10 protein-coding genes are annotated in these 17063 nt (G+C 71.3%); 6 read left to right on the top strand and 4 right to left on the bottom strand.

The window, feature by feature from the left end:
* Positions 1 to 165: 165 nt before the first annotated feature.
* Positions 166 to 8679 carry a golvesin C-terminal-like domain-containing protein gene (locus AC5L3X_RS19880; protein WP_494858671.1) on the top strand — a complete coding sequence of 2838 codons (8514 nt, stop codon included), beginning with the start codon at positions 166 to 168 and terminating at the stop codon, positions 8677 to 8679.
* Between the two features lie 62 nt (positions 8680 to 8741).
* Positions 8742 to 9191 (top strand): hypothetical protein, encoded by a 450-nt coding sequence (locus tag AC5L3X_RS19875; RefSeq protein ID WP_494858669.1) that lies wholly within the window; start codon positions 8742 to 8744, stop codon positions 9189 to 9191.
* Positions 9192 to 9204: 13 nt separating this feature from the next.
* Here AC5L3X_RS19875 and AC5L3X_RS19870 read toward each other — a convergent pair whose 3' ends face one another.
* Entirely contained in the window at positions 9205 to 11679 is a 2475-nt protein-coding gene (locus tag AC5L3X_RS19870) for an ATP-dependent Clp protease ATP-binding subunit (RefSeq protein WP_494858667.1), read from the bottom strand.
* A gap of 233 nt (positions 11680 to 11912) precedes the next feature.
* On the opposite strand from AC5L3X_RS19870, the gene AC5L3X_RS19865 reads away from it, so the two are divergent.
* Together AC5L3X_RS19865 and gnd are read left to right on the top strand one after the other, a co-directional pair.
* On the top strand, positions 11913 to 12602 hold the full coding sequence (locus AC5L3X_RS19865) for an HAD family hydrolase (RefSeq protein ID WP_189122951.1): 690 nt from the start codon (positions 11913 to 11915) through the stop codon (positions 12600 to 12602).
* A 148-nt stretch (positions 12603 to 12750) separates the two neighbouring features.
* Complete coding sequence (gene gnd / locus AC5L3X_RS19860; protein ID WP_494858665.1) at positions 12751 to 14175, top strand: NADP-dependent phosphogluconate dehydrogenase; 1425 nt, start codon at positions 12751 to 12753, stop codon at positions 14173 to 14175.
* A gap of 78 nt (positions 14176 to 14253) precedes the next feature.
* Here gnd and AC5L3X_RS19855 read toward each other — a convergent pair whose 3' ends face one another.
* Positions 14254 to 15036, bottom strand: coding sequence for an acyl-CoA thioesterase domain-containing protein (locus AC5L3X_RS19855; protein ID WP_494858663.1), 783 nt, complete (start codon positions 15034 to 15036; stop codon positions 14254 to 14256).
* Between the two features lie 70 nt (positions 15037 to 15106).
* Here AC5L3X_RS19855 and AC5L3X_RS19850 point away from each other — a divergent pair, with 70 nt between their 5' ends.
* The gene (locus AC5L3X_RS19850) at positions 15107 to 15538 is read left to right on the top strand and encodes a type II toxin-antitoxin system PemK/MazF family toxin (RefSeq protein ID WP_494858661.1); all 432 of its coding nucleotides are present in this window, start codon (positions 15107 to 15109) and stop codon (positions 15536 to 15538) included.
* A 47-nt stretch (positions 15539 to 15585) separates the two neighbouring features.
* Here the strand turns inward: AC5L3X_RS19850 and AC5L3X_RS19845 are convergent, their stop codons facing one another.
* Together AC5L3X_RS19845 and AC5L3X_RS19840 are read right to left on the bottom strand one after the other, a co-directional pair.
* Positions 15586 to 15993: a cupin domain-containing protein gene (locus AC5L3X_RS19845; protein WP_494858659.1), complete on the bottom strand. Its 408-nt coding sequence runs from the start codon at positions 15991 to 15993 to the stop codon at positions 15586 to 15588.
* Positions 15994 to 16119 (bottom strand): hypothetical protein, encoded by a 126-nt coding sequence (locus AC5L3X_RS19840; RefSeq protein ID WP_494858657.1) that lies wholly within the window; start codon positions 16117 to 16119, stop codon positions 15994 to 15996. It abuts the gene before it with no gap.
* A gap of 150 nt (positions 16120 to 16269) precedes the next feature.
* Between AC5L3X_RS19840 and AC5L3X_RS19835 the strand changes: the two genes are divergently transcribed.
* Positions 16270 to 17019 (top strand): DUF3152 domain-containing protein, encoded by a 750-nt coding sequence (locus AC5L3X_RS19835; RefSeq protein ID WP_494858656.1) that lies wholly within the window; start codon positions 16270 to 16272, stop codon positions 17017 to 17019.
* The last annotated feature ends 44 nt before the right edge of the window (positions 17020 to 17063 follow it).

Raw genomic sequence — 17063 nt, 5'->3', positions numbered from 1 at the left:
ATTCGAGTCGTGTGATGCGGAAGATCAAGTGTAGTAAGGAGATATTGTCATTGCTTGTTTTGATTTGACAGATATTCAGACCGCATTCCTCCTTTGCGGTTATGGCGGATTTATGACGGCGCCTGGCGACACTGAGTCTCCCCGTCCGCCCCGCAGGGAGGCGCCATGTCCCGCCGGTCGTCCGCCACGGCCCTGTTCCCCCTGTTGACCACGGTCTCGCTGGTGCTGGCCGGCCTGACCGCTCCCTCCTCGCCCGCGGCAGCCGCGCAGTCTCCGCGGGCCGCCGAGAGCGTGGCCGGAGCCGTGGCGTCACCGGCCGACCCGCCGCCGGGCCGGCGAGCCGGGCCGGCGAAGCGGGTCAAGGAGCTGACCGGTCAGCGAACCGCCCACCGGCGAGTCTTCGCCCTTGAGGACGGGCGGGTGCAGCACGAGGTGTCGGCGGCCCCTCTGCACTACCGCGACGACGCCGGCGACTGGCGGGCGATCGACACCAAGGTGACGCCGACGAAGCGCCGCGGATTCGCGTTCGGCAACGAGAGCAACAAATTCCGGAGTTTCTTCGGGGCCGAGGCCGGATCCCTGGTGCGTTTCGAGGCCGCCGGCGGCGCGCTGACGTTCGGTGCCGCCGCCGCGGAGCCCGGCCCGCCGCGGGTGCGCGACAGCGTGGTGACGTACGCCGGAGCTCTGGGTGAGGGCACCGATCTGGTCTACGAGGTGGGCCGGGACGCGCTCAAGGAGAAGATCGTGCTGAGCCGGCCGCCGGCGGGCGAGGCGGTCTACCGGTTCACGGTCCGGGCGGAGGGCCTGCGCGCCTGGCAGCGCCCGGACGGTTCGATCGTGTTCCATCGCGGCGACTTCGACGGGCCGCCCGTGCTGGTGATGCCCAAGCCGTTCATGGTGGACTCCGCCGACGACGCCTCCTCCCCGTACGGCAAGGCGTGGAGCGACGCGGTGTCGCAGTCGATCTCGTGGGACGGGGAGCGGCTGCACGTGACCGTCACCGCCGACCGCGGGTGGCTGTCGGCGCCGGGCCGCCGCTATCCGGTGGTCATCGACCCGACGGTCAAGATCGCGCCGCCGCCGACGCAGTCGCAGGACACGATGATCACCTCGGACTCGCCGGACTCCAACCACGACGCCTCGTGGCGGCTGTCCGTGGGCACGACCGACAGCGGGGTGGCGCGGTCGCTGCTGAAGTTCCCGCTGACCGAGGTGCCCTCCGGCACCAGAATCGACTCGGCGCAGTTGCAGCTCTGGTACGACCAGCAGCACACCGACGACACGGCCGCGGTGACCATCGAGGCCCGGCGGGCCACGGCGGCGTGGGACGAGACGAGCGCGACCTGGAACAACGCCTCGGCCCTGGCCGGAGAGCTGGGCACCAACACGGCGCAGGTGGACGACGGCGACCCCTGGCAGACGGCGGCGACGGGCTCGTGGGCCGCCTCGGCGGCCGACACCCAGCACGCGGTCAACGGCGACTTCCTGGTCAGCAGGAACGCCACCACCGGCGACGCCTACACGTGGTATCCGATGGTGACCGAGCCGGGCACCTACCGGGTGGACGCGCACTACGTGACGGGGCCCGACCGAGCGGCCAACGCGCCGTACACGGTGTCGTACGCGGGCGGCTCGGCCTCCTACCCCGTGAACCAGTCGGGCACCGGCGCCGCCGGCGTGTGGCGGACACTGGGCAGCCACCCGTTCGTCGCCGGCACCACCGGGACGGTGCGGCTGGGCGACGTCACCGACGCCGGCAAGGCGGTCGTGGCCGACGCCGTGCGGCTGGTCAAGGAGGCCACGGCGGTCCGCCCGGCCGGGGACGAGAGCAGCGCCTGGCACTCCTTCAGCGTGCGCGACATCGTGCAGGGCTGGCTGGACGGCTCGTACCCCAACCACGGGTTCGTGCTCAAAGCGCGCGACGAGAACACGCCCGGCGCGGGCGGCCCGCGCTACGAGGGCAGTGTCTACGCCTACAACGGCGAGACCGCGACCTACCCGAGGCTGGTGCTGACCTACGGCCGTCCGGGTGTCGAGGTGAAGCCGCCGCGGACGATCCACGCCACCGGGGCGGAGCTGTCGTGGCCGGCCTACGCGGACCCGTGCGCGTTCTGCCCCGACGACGACATCGTGGAGTACCAGGTGCACCGCAGCGCGCGCCAGACCTTCACCCCGTCGGCCGCCACGCTGGTGGCGCCGCTCGCGCCGCAGGCGACCGGCTACACCGACACGTCGGCGGCGCCCACGGCGGCCGACGATCCCGACCCGTTCGGCAACGCCTACTACTACAGGGTCGCGGTCAGGACCCGTGACGGGCAGGTGACTCCGGGGCCGACGCAGCTCGTCCGGCTGCCCAAGGCGGGCCGGGTGACGAAGATCTACCAGTCGGGGGTGGGCGACACCACGCTGTCCTCGGCACTGCCGGACACCAACCTCGACCGGCTCACCGGGCAGCCGTGGCTGTCGGTGGGCAACAACTCCGCCACCCACGGCACCACCCGGGCCCTGCTCAAGTTCCCCGACCTGGGCATACCGTCCTCGGCACGGGTGCTCGACGCCGAGGTGAAGCTGTGGACCGCCGGCGTGACCGGATCCGCCGACGCAACCTGGGAGCTGCGCGGCCTGAGCCGCGACTTCACCGAGAACACCGCCACCTGGAACAGGGCGGCCCAGGGCACCGCCTGGACCACCCCGGGCGGCGACCACACCGCCGTGGCCGGCAGCGCCACCGGCTTCACCAACGACCCGCGCCGCCGCAACCTCAAGGCGACCTCGCTGGTGGCGCAGTGGGTGGCCGATCCCGCCTCCAACCGAGGCATGTTGCTCAAACTGGCCAACGAGGCCACCCCGCTCTCCCGCGCGATCTTCCTGTCCGGCGAAGCCGAAGAGCCGGAGCTGACCCCGCAACTGGTGTTGACCTACCTGCAGGCCACCCCGGAGAGCACCTACCATGTGCCCGACACCCCGCCGGCGCTCACGGCCGACACGACCGTGACGATCCCGGCCACCGTCACCAACACCACCCCGGCCACGCTCAGCCGGGCCGACTGGGTGCTGTCCTACCAGTGGACGCGCCCCGACGGCACCCCGGTGAGCACCCAGCAGCTGCAGACCCCGCTGCCCAGGGACCTGCCCTCCGGCGACACCGTCACCGTGGCCGCCCAGGTCAAGGCGCCTCCCGCGTCGGCCGAGGGCAACCGGCGCGCCGACCACGTGCTGGCCTGGAACCTGTACGACAAGGCCACCGGCACCTGGCTCTCGGCCGCGCCGGCCAACCCGGTCGCCGCGCTCCCCCAGTCGCTGGCGGTGCAGGAGCCCACGTCCGACCAGATCGGGCTGGAGAAGTTCTACGCCTACTCCGGCAAGGCCACCGGAGCCGGCGGCAGCCTGGTCACCAACCTGTACGCCGGCAACGCGGTGTGGTCCTACAACGCCTTCACCAACCCCTCGCGCGGCGTGGCCACCTTCGTCCGCCTGGCCTACAACTCCGCCGATACCTCCGACTCCACCACCGGCTTCGGCTGGTCGCTGCAGGCCGGCTCCCTCGTACGGCTCGCCACGCCACTGGACTTCCACCCCAACCCCAGCCCGACCACCGTCACCCTGACCGACGGCGACGGCACCTCCCACCGCTGGATCTCCGACGGCGCCGGTCAGTGGACCGCCCCCGCCGGAGTGAACCTGCGCCTGCAACGGCTCGTCGTCTGCGCCAACAAGCAGGAGGAGCCGCGCGCCTGGGTCATGACCCGGCCCGACCGCACGCAGTTCTTCTACGACTGCCAGGGCCATCCCACCTCGATCGCCGACAACAACGGCAACCGGCTGGACTTCACCTACGAGGTGCGCAAGTCGAACAACAAGCCGACCAAGTTCCTGCGCTACCTGACCGACCCGGCCGGCCGACGGACCCTCACCCTCGACTATCACGCCAAGGGCGAGGCGTACGACTACATCGACGACACCACCTGGACCCGTAAGCCGGGCACCTCGCTGACCAACCCGCACATCATCGACCACGTCAAGCGGATCACCGACGTCTCAGGCCGCGCGCTCACCTTCGCCTACACCGACAAGGGCCTGCTCGGCGAGCTGATCGACGGCGACGGCACCGCCCAGCCGAAGGTGTTCAAGTTCGCCTACGACATGACCCAGGGCAACAAGAACGTCAAACTCGTCAGGATCATCGACCCGCGCGGCAACGCCACCACCGTCGGCTACCACTCCCGGCCCGAGGACCCGCCCGCGTTCAAGTGGCGGGCCAAGTCCATCACCGACCGGCTCGGCGGTACCACCGCCTTCGCCTACACCGACCCCGACGGCAGCGCCGGCCGGCAGATCCAGACCGTGGTCACCGACGCCCACACCCGTGCCTCCACCTACCTGCTGGACGGCCTCGGCCGGCCGGTGCGGATCACCGACGCCAAGAACCAGGTCACCAAGCTGGGCTGGGACACCGGCAACAACGTGGTCAGGCTGGAGGAGGCCAACGCCGCCGTCACCACCTGGGCCTACGACCCCAAGACCGGCTACCCGACCGAGGTCAGGAACGCCGAGGCCAACAAGAACGGCTGGCCCGGCACTGTCCTCACCTACCAGACCGGGCTGAACGGCTACACGGCCGACCTGACCGGCAAGAGGTCACCGGAGGGCCGTGCCTGGTCGTTCACCTACACCCCTGCCGGGGACCTCGCCACGGTCACCGACCCCGCGGGCACGGCCACGTCCACCGCCGGCGACTACACCACGGCGTACACCTACGACACCTGGGGGCAGTTGCTCACCGTCACGGACGCAGGCGGCAACACCACCGGCACCGCCCCCGGCGACTTCGACCCCACCGGCTATCCGCAGAAGATCACCGACCCGCTCGGCAAGTCCACCACGTACGCCTACGACCCGCGCGGCCAGGTCACCGAGGTCGTCGACCCGCTCGGCGCGAAGACCACCCAGACCTACGACGTCTTCGGCCGGCCGCTCGACCACAAGACGCCCAAGGACCAGGCCGCGGGCGTGTTCGTCACCACCCCGGCGCCCGTCTACGACGCCAACGACAACGTCACCCGCTCCACCGCGCCCAACGGCGCCGTGACCGACGCCGTCTATGACAAGGCCGACCAGGTCTCCCACGTCCTCGCCCCGAAGGACAACGCCTCCCACCCCGAGCGCAGGGCGTCGTTCACCTACGACAGGAACGGCAACCTGCTGACCCAGACCGAGCCCAAGGGCAATCTGACCGCCACGGCCGGCGACCACACCACCACGTACGCCTACGACGAGCTCTACCAGCTCACCTCGGTCACCAACGCCAAGGGTCACAAGCTCAGCTACACCTACGACAACGTCGGCAACCTGTCCAAGGTCTTCGACCCGCGCAAGAACGCCACCCCCGACACCGAGGACTACACCGCCTGGTACTGGTACGACCTGAACCACCGGGTGCGGGCCGCGATCGGCGCGACGGTCAAGGGCAAGGTGACCGACTACGACCGCGACGGCCTGGTCGTCGGGTCCACCGACGAGACGGGCAACAAGACGCAGATCGTCCTGGACGCCCGCGGCAAGCCCGCCGAGGTGCGGATCCCGCACCGGAACGAGGGCGGCACCGTCACCTACCGGACCATCCGCTACGCCTACGACCAGGTCGGCAACCGCACCAAGGTCGTCACCCCGCGCGGCGCCGCCACCGCCGCGGCCGACGATTTCGTCCACCAGACCGTCTACGACGAGCTCAACCGGGTCAAGGAACGGCTCACCCCGTACGACCCGGCCGATGCCCGCCACAAGACCCCGGACCGGACGATCTACTCCTACGACGCGGCCGGCCGGCTGGCCACCGTGTCCGCTCCGCCGTCCAACGGGCAGACGGTCCGCAACGACACCAGGTACACCTACTGGGACAACGGCTGGGTCAAGACCTCCACCGACCCGTGGGACATCGCCGCCTACTACGACTACAACGCCCTCGGCGAGCAGACGGTCCGCATCCTCGGCTCGGCCGGTGGGTCCTCCAGCCGCTGGATGGTCTGGGACCACTACCCCGACGGCAAGCTCAAGTCCCGTTCCGACCTCGGTGTGCCGGTCGGCAGCCAGGTCGTGCTGGTGGACGACTCCGACCTCGGCAACGTCAGGTCCACCGGCGCCTGGACGACGGCGACCACGGGCGGCGGCTTCCAGGGGCACGGTTACCGGACGCACGCGGCGGGCTCGGGCACCGACGCCTTCGAGTGGACCCTGAACGTGCCGCAGGCCGGCGATTACGAGGTCTTCGTCCGGTATCCCGCGGTCACCGGCGCCTCCACCGGCGCCCCCTTCAAGGTGACCCGTCCGGCCGGCGTCACCGACAAGCCGGTCGACCAGACCAGGAACCCAGGGGCCTGGGTCAGCCTCGGCAGCTACGCCTTTACCGAGGGCAACACCGCCAAGGTGTCGCTCACCCAGAGCGCCGCGGGCGTCGTGGTCGCCGACGCGGTCAAGCTCGTACGGAACCACAGCGGCGACACCGACAACGAACGCAAGGACTTCGGCTACGCCTACGACCCGAACGGCAACCTGACCTCGATCACCGACACCAGCCCGGGACGGCGCGTCGACTCCTTCACCGTCGGCTACACCGAGCTGAACCAGGTCGGCGAGGTCAAGGAGCACAAGGACGGCACGGTCAGGAGCACCACGTCCTTCACCTACAACCCCAACGGCGCCCCGGAGACCACCGCCCACGACGGGCGGCACGCCAGATACGACTACGACACGCGAGACCTGGTGTCGAAGGTGACCAGCGGTAGGACCGCCACCGACCCCGCCCCGAAGATCACCACGTTCACCTACACCGACAGGGGCGAACGGCTACGTGAGGTGAAGGGCAACGGCAACACCGTCGACCACACCTACTACCTGGACGGGTTACCGCGCACGCAGGTGGAGAGGAAGCCCGACGGCACCGTGGTGTCCGAGCACACCCTCGCCTACGACCCGAACGGCAACCGCGTCAGCGACGTCGCGAGGACCATGAACGCCGACGACCACGCGGCCTACCTGGCGACGACCTCCGCCTACACCTACGACCCCCGCGACCGGATCGCCACACTCACCAGGACGGGCGCCGGCGCCGGCGCCGAGAGCTATGTCCACGACGCCAACGACAACGTCGTCTCCCAGACCGTGAAGGGTGCCACCAGCACCTTCGCCTACGACCGCAACCGCCTGCTCAGCGCGGCCTCGGGGTCGGTCACGGCCCACTACAACTACGACCCGTTCGGCAGGCTCGACACCGTCACCAGCGCGGGCGCGATCATCGAGCGCAGGACGTACGACGGGTTTGACCGCCTCGCCGAGCACCGCGAGTTCGAGACCGGCGGCACGACGACCACCAGGTACGCCTACGACCCCCTCGACCGCACCGCGGCCAAGACCACCCGCGCCGGCACCGCTCAGGAGAAGACGACCTCCTTCGACTACCTCGGCCTGTCGGGCGAGGTCCTCGACGAGGAGGTCGCGGGCCGGGTCACCCGCTCCTACCAGTACTCCCCGTGGGGAGAGCGCCTCTCCCAGATCAGCACCGGCGCCGATGGCACCGAGGAGCCCGGCTACTACGGCTACAACGCGCACACCGACGTCGAGCAGCTCACCGGGCAGAGCGGCGACACCCGGTCCACCTACGGCTACACCGCCTACGGACAGAACGACGACGCCCGGTTCACCGGCGCCGACAAGCCGGACACCGCCGACCCGGCCAAGGAGCCCGACAGCCCCTATCGGTTCAACGCCAAGCGCTGGGACCAGGCCTCCGGTGACTACGACATGGGCTTCCGCGACTACAGCCCCGGCCTGAACCGCTTCCTGACCCGCGACATGTACACCGGCGCCCTCGCCGACCTGAACCTGACCGCCGACCCGTTCACCGGCAACCTGTACGCCTTCGGCGGCGGCAACCCGATCTCGAACGTCGAGCTCGACGGCCACATCCCCGACGACTGCGTGCGGGGCGGGCTGAGCTGCGGCACGGGGGACGACGGGACCTGGAGGGTCGAGCCTCGCGATCCCGGCCCGACGCCCGCCGAGCAGCAGGCCGCCGCCGAGGCCGCCGCGGTCGCCGACATCGCGGAGCTGGACGAGGCCTACGCGGCCGGCACCGTCGACAAGTACACCTACACCGACCTGCTCGCCAAGGCGCTGGCGCAGTTCATGACGCCGAGGACGAGGAGCAGCGTGACCCTGGCGGTCGGCATGTTCGAGACGCATGAGGGCGAGGAGGTGATCGCCGTGGCGTCCAGCGAGAGCCGCGCCAGCGGAGATCCGTACTTCCGCTCCAGTCTGGCCGAGTACCTGGAGACGCGGGACGACTTCATCCAGGTCGGCGGGACGGAGGGGCACGCGGAGATCAAACTCATCGAGTTCGCGACCTCGCAGGAAGGCTACATCGGCTCCGCCGAGGGCTGGAAGATGACGTCGGTCGGCGCGAGCCGGCCCATCTGCCAGGGCTGCGCGCGGGAGATCTCGGACGAGACCCCCGCCATGACCCGGACCCGCCTGCGCGACCCGCACGACTGGTCCGCGCACATCTACCTCGGCTCCAGGCAGGAGGCCGCCGAGCATCACGCCACCATGGCGGCGACCGGCGCGGCCGGGACTCTGATGGACCTGCGCTCCATGATCCTCAAGTTGACGATCTACCGGAAGTGACCACAGGAGGTGAGGCCGCGGCCGAGTAGAGTCGGCCGCGGATCCCATCGGAAGGAGCACACGTGGCAGCGGCGGGTTTCCCGGCGTTCGAGCCCCTCTACCACCAGATCGTCGCCGCGTACGGCGCCGACGGGGTCGCGTCGCGCACGGCCGGCGTGCTGCGCGGTCTCATCGCCGGGTCCTCCGCACTGAGCCCGGACGACCTGGCCCGGCTGCTCGCCGCGCTCGACGACAGCGGCGGCGGCGCGGCCGCCCGGGCGCTCCATGAGGAGTGGGACGACGACTACCTGCGGTTGTCGGACGAGCGTGGTGACGATCCGGCCGCCCGTGCGGCGCTCTACCGCGGCCTGGAGAGGTCCAGCCTGGCCTCGGCCGTGGCCGAGTTCAGGACCCTCGACTGCCGCGAGTTCCGCGACTTCAGCGTGGTGCTGCGCGAGCTGGGCGTCGGCCTGGACTGGGACCACGAGCGGCTGATCGCCGCCGTCCGGGCGGAGCTGGCCCTGCCCGGCTGACCGTCGCGCCGCGTCAGGCGCCGACCGGTTCCGGGTTGTGCGCGCGCAGGGTGAGCTGGTCGTTCTCGACGTCCACCGTCACCCGGCCGCCCTCCCTGACCTCGCCGGTCAGCAGCATCGTGGACAGCCGGTTGTCCAGCTCCCGCTGCACCGTGCGGCGCAGCGGCCGGGCGCCGAACTCCGGCTGGTAGCCGCGTCCGGCGAGCCAGTCCTTGGCCGCGTCGGTGACCTCCAGCGCCACGTCCTGGCCGCGCAGCCGCTGCCGGGTGCGCTCCAGCATGAGCTCGACGATCTGCCGCAGCTGCTCGCGCTCCAGCCGCTTGAAGATGATCGTCTCGTCGATGCGGTTGAGCAGCTCGGGCCGGAGCGAGTGCCGCAGCAGCTCCATGAGCTGGTCCTCCATCGGCGTCTCCGCCTCCAGGATCATCTGGGCGCCGATGTTGCTGGTCATGATGATGATCGCGTGCGTGAAGTCGACCGTCCGGCCCTGGCCGTCGGTCAGGCGGCCGTCGTCGAGCATCTGCAGCAGGATGTTCATCACGTCGGGGTGGGCCTTCTCGATCTCGTCGAGCAGCACCACGCAGTGCGGGCGGCGGCGGACCGCCTCGGTGAGCTGGCCGGCCTCCTCGTACCCGACGTAGCCGGGAGGGGCGCCGACCAGCCGCGAGACGGTGTGCCGCTCCTGGAACTCGCTCATGTCGAGGCGGACCATGTGGTCCTCGCCGCCGAACAGGGCCGCGGCCAGGGAGCGGGCCAGCTCGGTCTTGCCCACCCCGGTCGGGCCGAGGAACAGGAAGCTGCCGATGGGGCGGCGCGGGTCCGACAGGCCCGCGCGGCTGCGGCGCACCGCCTCGGCGATCGCCACGACCGCCTCGTCCTGGCCGATGACCCGCCGGTGCAGGTGCTCCTCCAGGCGCGTCAGGCGCTCGCGCTCCTCCTCGGTCAGCTGCGTGACCGGGATGCCGGTGCGCCGCGAGACGACCTCGGCGACGTCCTCCACCGTCACCACCGGCACCTCGTCGCGGATCTGCTGGGCGCGCCGCAGTTCGGGGCGGAGCTTGTCCACCTGAACGGTGAGCTCCTTGGCCCGGTCGAAGTCCTCGGCGGCGACCGCCTGGTCCCTGTCGCGGCGCAGCGCGTCGAGTCGCTCCTCCAGGTCGCGCACGTCGTTCGCGGGGGTGCGGGAGCGCAGCCGTACGCGGGCCGCGGACTGGTCCATCAGGTCGATGGCCTTGTCGGGCAGGAAGCGGTCGGCGATGTAGCGGTCGGACAGGACGGCGGCGGCGCGCAGCGCCTCGTCGGAGAGCCGCACCTGGTGGTGGGCCTCGTAGGCGTCGCGCAGGCCGCGCAGGATCTCGACCGTCTCCTCGACGCTGGGCTCGGGGACGAGGATCGGCTGGAGGCGGCGTTCGAGCGCGGCGTCCTTCTCGATGTTCTTGCGGTACTCGTCGATCGTGGTGGCGGCGATGGCGTGCAGCTCGCCGCGGGCCAGGGCGGGCTTGAGGATGTTCGCGGCGTCCATGCCGCCCTCGGCCGACCCGGCGCCGATCAGCGTGTGCGCCTCGTCGATGAACACGATCGTCTCGTCCGCGTGGGCGCGCACCTCGTCGATGACCTTCTTGATGCGCTCCTCGAACTCGCCCCGGTACTTCGTCCCGGCCACCATGCCGGTCAGGTCGAGCCCGATGACGCGGCGGTCCTTCAACGTGTCGGGAACGCTGCCGTTGACGATGCGCTGCGCGATGCCCTCGACGATCGCGGTCTTGCCCACGCCCGGCTCGCCGATGAGCACGGGATTGTTTTTGGTACGCCGCGACAGCACCTCGATGGCCTGCTCGATCTCGTCCTCGCGGCCGACGACCGGGTCGAGCCGGCCCTGCCTGGCCTCCTCGGTCAGGTCGCGGCCGTACTCGTCGAGCGAGGGCGTGTCTCCCCCGCCGGCGCCCCGGCGCTCCTCGCCGCGGGCCATCGCCTTCTGCAGGGTGTCCAGCGTGACGTTCTGCTCCTGCAGGAGTTCGGCCGAGGTGGAGCCGGGGTTGGCGGCCAGGGCGAGCAGCAGGTGCTCGGGGCCGATGTAGGAGGAGCCGAGGGCTCGGGAGATCCGCTGGGCGTCCAGGATCGTCCGCTTGGCGGCCGGGGAGAGCGTCGACGGCGGCGAGAGGGGGCCCGAGCCCTCACCCGTGACGGCGAGGACGCGGTCGTGCAGCCGGCTGACGTCCACGCCCGCGGCCTGCAGCAGAGCACGCGTCTGCTCGGTCTCGGTGAGCGCCTGGAGGAGGTCGAGGGCGTCCAGGTCGGTCGCGCCGCGCTCACCCGCGCGCTCCATGGCGCCGGTCAGGACCTGGCGCGCGGAGTCGCTCAGCAGCTTGCCGATGTCCACCCGTTGCACGCTCGGCCGTGCCGGCGGCCAGGAGTCACCGAAGATCCGCCCCGTCAGCTCCTCGAACCGGCTGAATGGATCCCCACCGAAAAATGACCTATCCGACATCGGGTGTTCCCCTTTCAGGCACTAGGGGACCCCTTGCCGCGTACGTCACAGAACATAGCCAACGGCCAGACGGCGAACCGCAAAGAGTCGGCGACTCCCCTCAGAGCCAGCCCGCCTCGGTGGCGATCCGGACCGCGTCCGTCGGGTGTGCCGCAGCCGATGAGGAGACGATCAGCGCGGCCCCGCGTCCGCCCGCGATGATGATCCGGATCCGGGCGTGGTGTCATGGGGGCATGGACTTCCCGCACGCTCCGGCACCGGCGTTTCTCTTCGATCTCGACGGCACCCTGATCGACAGCGTCTACCAGCACGTGATCGCCTGGCGGCAGGCGCTGTCCGGGATGGGGATCGATCTGTCGGTCTGGCGGATCCACCGGCGCATCGGGATGAGCGGCGGCCTGTTCGTCAGCGCGCTGCTGCGGGAGACCGGGCTGAAGCTGACCCAGGAGCAGATCGACGAGCTGCAGAACACGCACGCCGACGCCTACACCGAGCAGGCCGGCTCGGTCAGGCCGCTGCCCGGCGCCCCGGAGCTGCTGGCCGAGCTGACCTCGCGCGGCGTGCCGTGGGCCATCGCGACCAGCGGCTACGCCCGGACGGCCCGGCTCGCCCTGGGCCTGCTGGGCCTGCCGGAGGACACCCCGCTGGTCACCCGCGACCTGGTACGCCGGGCGAAGCCGGACCCCGATCTGTTCCTGGCCGGTGCGGCATTGCTCGACGTTGACCCGCGCCATGCCATGGTGGTGGGCGACAGCGTCTGGGACCTGCTCGCGGCCCGCCGGGCGGGCTCGCTGGGGATCGGGCTGCTGTCCGGCGGTTACGGCAGGGACGAGCTCGAGCGGGCCGGCGCCTTCCGCGTGTACGCCGACCCGGCCGACATGCTGGACCGGCTCGACGAGCTGGGCGTGCGCCAGAGCGACTGACGGCGCGGGCCAGACGCGGACAGACGCGGACAGGCGCGAACAGGCGCGAACAGGCGCAGACAGGCGTGGGACATGACCGGGGCAGGCGCCGGACATCCGGGCGAACCTCCGGGGCCTGATCGTGCGTATCCACGACAGAGGAGCTGAGATGGACTTGGCGGACATCGGCGTCACCGGTCTGGCGACCATGGGGCGCAATCTGGCACGCAACCTGGCGAGGCACGGCTACGCCGTGGCCGTGCACAACCGGTCGGCGAGCCGTACCCACGACCTGATGAAGGAGTTCGGCGGCGAGGGCACGTTCGTGCCGTCGGAGGAGATGGCGGGCTTCGTGGCGTCGCTGAAGCGGCCCCGGCGCGCGATCATCATGGTCAAGGCGGGCGCCGGCACGGACGCGGTGATCGACCAGCTCGCGGAGCTCATGGAGCCGGGCGACATGATCGTCGACGGCGGCAACGCGCACTTCGCGGACACCCGGCGGCGCGAGGCGGCGCTGCGGGAGCTCGGCATCCACTTCGTCGGCACCGGCATCTCCGGCGGCGAGGAGGGCGCGCTCAACGGGCCGAGCATCATGCCGGGCGGTTCCAAGGAGTCGTGGGAGGAGCTGGGCCCGATCCTGCAGGACATCTCGGCCAGGGTGGACGGCGTGCCGTGCGCCGTCCATGTCGGTCCCGACGGCGCCGGGCACTTCGTGAAGATGGTTCACAACGGCATCGAGTACTCCGACATGCAGCTCATCGCCGAGTCCTATGACCTGCTGCGCCAGGCGCTCGGCGCCACCCCGGCCGAGCTGGCCACGATCTTCCGCGAGTGGAACCAGGGCGAGCTCGACTCCTACCTGATCGAGATCACCGCCGAGGTGCTCGACCAGGTCGACGAGGCCACCGGCAGGCCGTTCGTGGACGTCGTGGTCGACCAGGCCGAGCAGAAGGGCACCGGCCGCTGGACCGTGCAGAGCGCGCTGGACCTGGGCGTGCCGGTGACGGGCATCGCCGAGGCGGTCTTCGCCCGCGCCCTGTCGGGCCACCCGGAGCAGCGCCGGGCCGCCGCTGGGCTGGAGGGGCCGAAGCTGTCCGGGGTGGGCGGGCGCGAGCTGGTCGAGGACGTCAGGCAGGCCCTGTACGCGTCCAAGATCGTCGCCTACGCGCAGGGCTTCGACCAGATGGCCGCCGCCTCCCGGGAGTACGGCTGGGACCTCCAACTGGGCGCGATGGCCACGATCTGGCGAGGCGGCTGCATCATCCGGGCCAAGTTCCTCGACCGGATCCGCACCGCCTACGACGCCGACCCCGGGCTGCCGACGCTGCTGGCCGATCCGACGTTCGCGGCGGCGCTCAACCTCGCCCAGGACTCCTGGCGGCGCGTCGTGACGACGGCCGTCCAGATCGGCGTGCCCACGCCGGGCTTCTCCTCGGCCCTGGCCTACTACGACGGGCTGCGGCGCGACCGGCTGCCCGCCTCGCTGGTGCAGGGACTGCGCGACTACTTCGGCGCGCACACCTATCACCGCGTCGACCGGGAGGGCGCCTTCCACACCGACTGGTCGGGCGACCGCGCCGAACGCCCCGCCTAGCCACCCGGCGCCGCGACGCACGCGCTACGGCGCCACGGCGCACGCGCGATGACGCTACGGCGTCACGGCGCTACGGCCTCACGAGGTCGAGGCCGGTGTGCCGGGCGCCATGGCGTTGGCGACGGCGGTGACCAGGCAGAACCCGATCGGCCCGGCGGCGTCGTGGAACGTGCACTGCCCGGTGGCGATGCCGTCGGCGCTGAGATGGCCGGTCGACTCGACGCCGATCAACTCGCCCTCGGGCAGCCGGCCCAGGGTGAGCGTGTAGTCGGCGTTGATGAACGGGAGGCCGCCGGCGCCGCCGTTGCTGAGCGGGCTGGCAAAGTCGGCCGCCAGCGCCACCCGGGTGAACGGCGTGATCTCCTCGTCGTCCACCAGCGGGTGGCGCTCACGCAGCCAGACCCGATGCGGCCCCGGCTGGGCCCACTCGGTCCGCCACCACAGGTCGAACGGCGGCGTCCACTCGCCGGCCTCCAACGGCGGGTCCTCGGGCGGAGGCTCGTCCCACATGGGAGTGATGAGCCGCTCGCCTTCGGGCTGCGCGCCCTTCCTGAGCAGTACGGCGCCGGCCCGGCCGATCACCCCCTGGTCGGTGCGGATCACGGCGTCGGCCACCCGGATCCTGCGGCCGTCCCTGACCAACTCCGTCTCGACGGTCACCGGCAGCAGCGGGCTGTTGCGGAACAGGTCGACCGTGAGCCTGGCGAAGCTCAGACCAGGCGCGCCGTACTCCTGCTCGATGGCGCGGGCGGCGAGCCCGCCGAGCAGGCGGCCGTGGAGCATGTCGGGGGACCAGGGGCTGCGGGCGTGCGGCTCGGGCACGAACTCGCCCTGCTTACGCGTGAAGAACGCTGACGTCACAGAATCGGATTCTAGTTCTTGCGGTGACTCTCCGCCCAGTCCCCGGCGGCGGGCGCGTAAGATCCCCTGCGTGCGCGATTCAGGTGAAGATCCCAGGCCCGCCAGGGGCGCGGTGCGCGAGATTCACTCGCTCGACGGGGCCGCCCGGCTGTCCTACTCCCCCGACCTCGACGGCCTCGCCGACCCCGGTGAGATCGTCTGGGCCTGGGTGCCCTACGAGGAGGACCCAGGGCGCGGCAAGGACCGCCCGCTGCTGGTCGTCGGCCGCACGGGCCACCGGCTGATCGCCATGATGCTGTCCAGCCGCGGCGACGACGGCGCCGACTGGCTGGAGGTCGGCGCCTGGGGCCGCGACGGCAAGGTGTCCCACCTGCGGCTCGACCGGGTCTTCGTGCTCGACGAGGACGACATCCGGCGCGAGGGCGCCGTCCTCGACGGCGACCGGTTCGCCCGCGTGGCGGCCCGGCTGATGACGATGTACGGCTGGACCGCCGGCCGCTAGCCCCCGCTCCACTCGGTGATCTCGCCCGGGCGTGACAGCGGAAGCCGCTACCCCCTGCTCCACTCGGGGGTCTCCCCCGGCGCGTGACACCGGAAGCCGGGGGCTCCTTCGAGCGCCTTCTCCTCGCCTCCCGGCGTGTAGGTGACGATCAGCCGGAGCGGGCGCCAGGTCGTGTTGTACGTCGAGTGGTCGACGCCCATCGGGATGTGCACCGTGTCGCCCTCGCGGATCGGGAACGGATCGCCGTCGCCGACGGTCTGCTCGGCCTCTCCGGAGACGACGTACAGGATCTCCTCCGCGTCCGGGTGGTTGTGCCGGGCGTGGCCCTGGCCGGGGTTGACCACGACCTCGCCGAACGTGCTGCCCGCTCCCGGGATGAGCGACGGGGTGACGAACCACTTGATCGAGCCCCAGTCGAGCGACATCGTCGACACGGAGTCGGGATTGACCAGCATCTAGGTCTCCAGGCTGTTGAAGGCCGCCACCTGCTCGGTGATGGCGCGTCCGGCGGAAGGAGATCGGCCGGCGAGGCTCCAGGGCGGCCTTCCGCCGCCCGGTGTGCCCGCGAGTTCGGCCGTCATGCTCCGACGTTAACCGGCCGGAGCGCGATCGGCCGGTCACACAGAATCATCACCGGCCCGCCGGACGGGCACGAGCCCGCCTGGCCGCCCCGGGTGACCCGGGCGTCGTATGATCGTCACCTCCCCACGGTGATCGAGTGGGGAGGCGCGTTGCGTCGGTCAGTGGTGCTGGTCCTGATCCTGCTGGCGGCCGGTTGCGGCGCGCAGTCTCCTTCGGCGCCCCCGCCGTCGGCGTCCGAGACCTCCTCCCGGCCGCCCTCGGCGCTCCGCCCGCCGGGGCCGCTCCGGCCGACGGCTCAGCGCCGCCCGGCCCGCGAGCCGTCGCCGGCCGCCGAGGCCAGGCCGGTGAAGGTGCCGTACACCGCCTCAGGCCGCTACTCGGTGGTGCGCGGGAGAGCTCCGGCGCGGCCCGGGCCGGGCGAGGTGGTGCGCTACCTGGTCGAGGTGGAGGGCGGCCTGCCGTTCGACGGCGACGCGTTCGCGGCCGCGGTGCACCGCACGCTCAACGACCCGCGCGGCTGGGCGCCGTTCCAGCGCGTCGACCACGGCCCGGTACGGGTCCGCGTGGCGCTGTCCAGCCCGGCCATGACGGACCGGCAGTGCCTGCCGCTGCGCACCGGCGGCGACCTGTCGTGCTGGAACGGCACCCGTTCGATCATCAACGCGCGGCGCTGGGCCACCGGCGTCCCGCAGTACGAGGGCGACCTGGCCGCCTACCGTGACTACGTGATCAGCCACGAGGTGGGGCACAGCCTCGGCCACGGCCACACCGGCTGCCCCGGGCCCGGGCGGCCGGCCCCCGTGATGGCGCAGCAGTCGAAGTCGCTCGGCGGCTGCCGCCCCAACCCGTGGCCGTACCCCTCGCGGCCGAAGGACCGGCGTCCGGGACATGACCGCTGAACCACGGACACATCAACTGATCAAAATCTATCGCGATATATCGT

It is taken from the genome of Nonomuraea sp. CX421, from assembly GCF_059358955.1.
The sequence above is the reverse complement of the archived record's forward strand: the minus strand, read 5'-3'. Positions and strand labels throughout refer to the sequence as shown.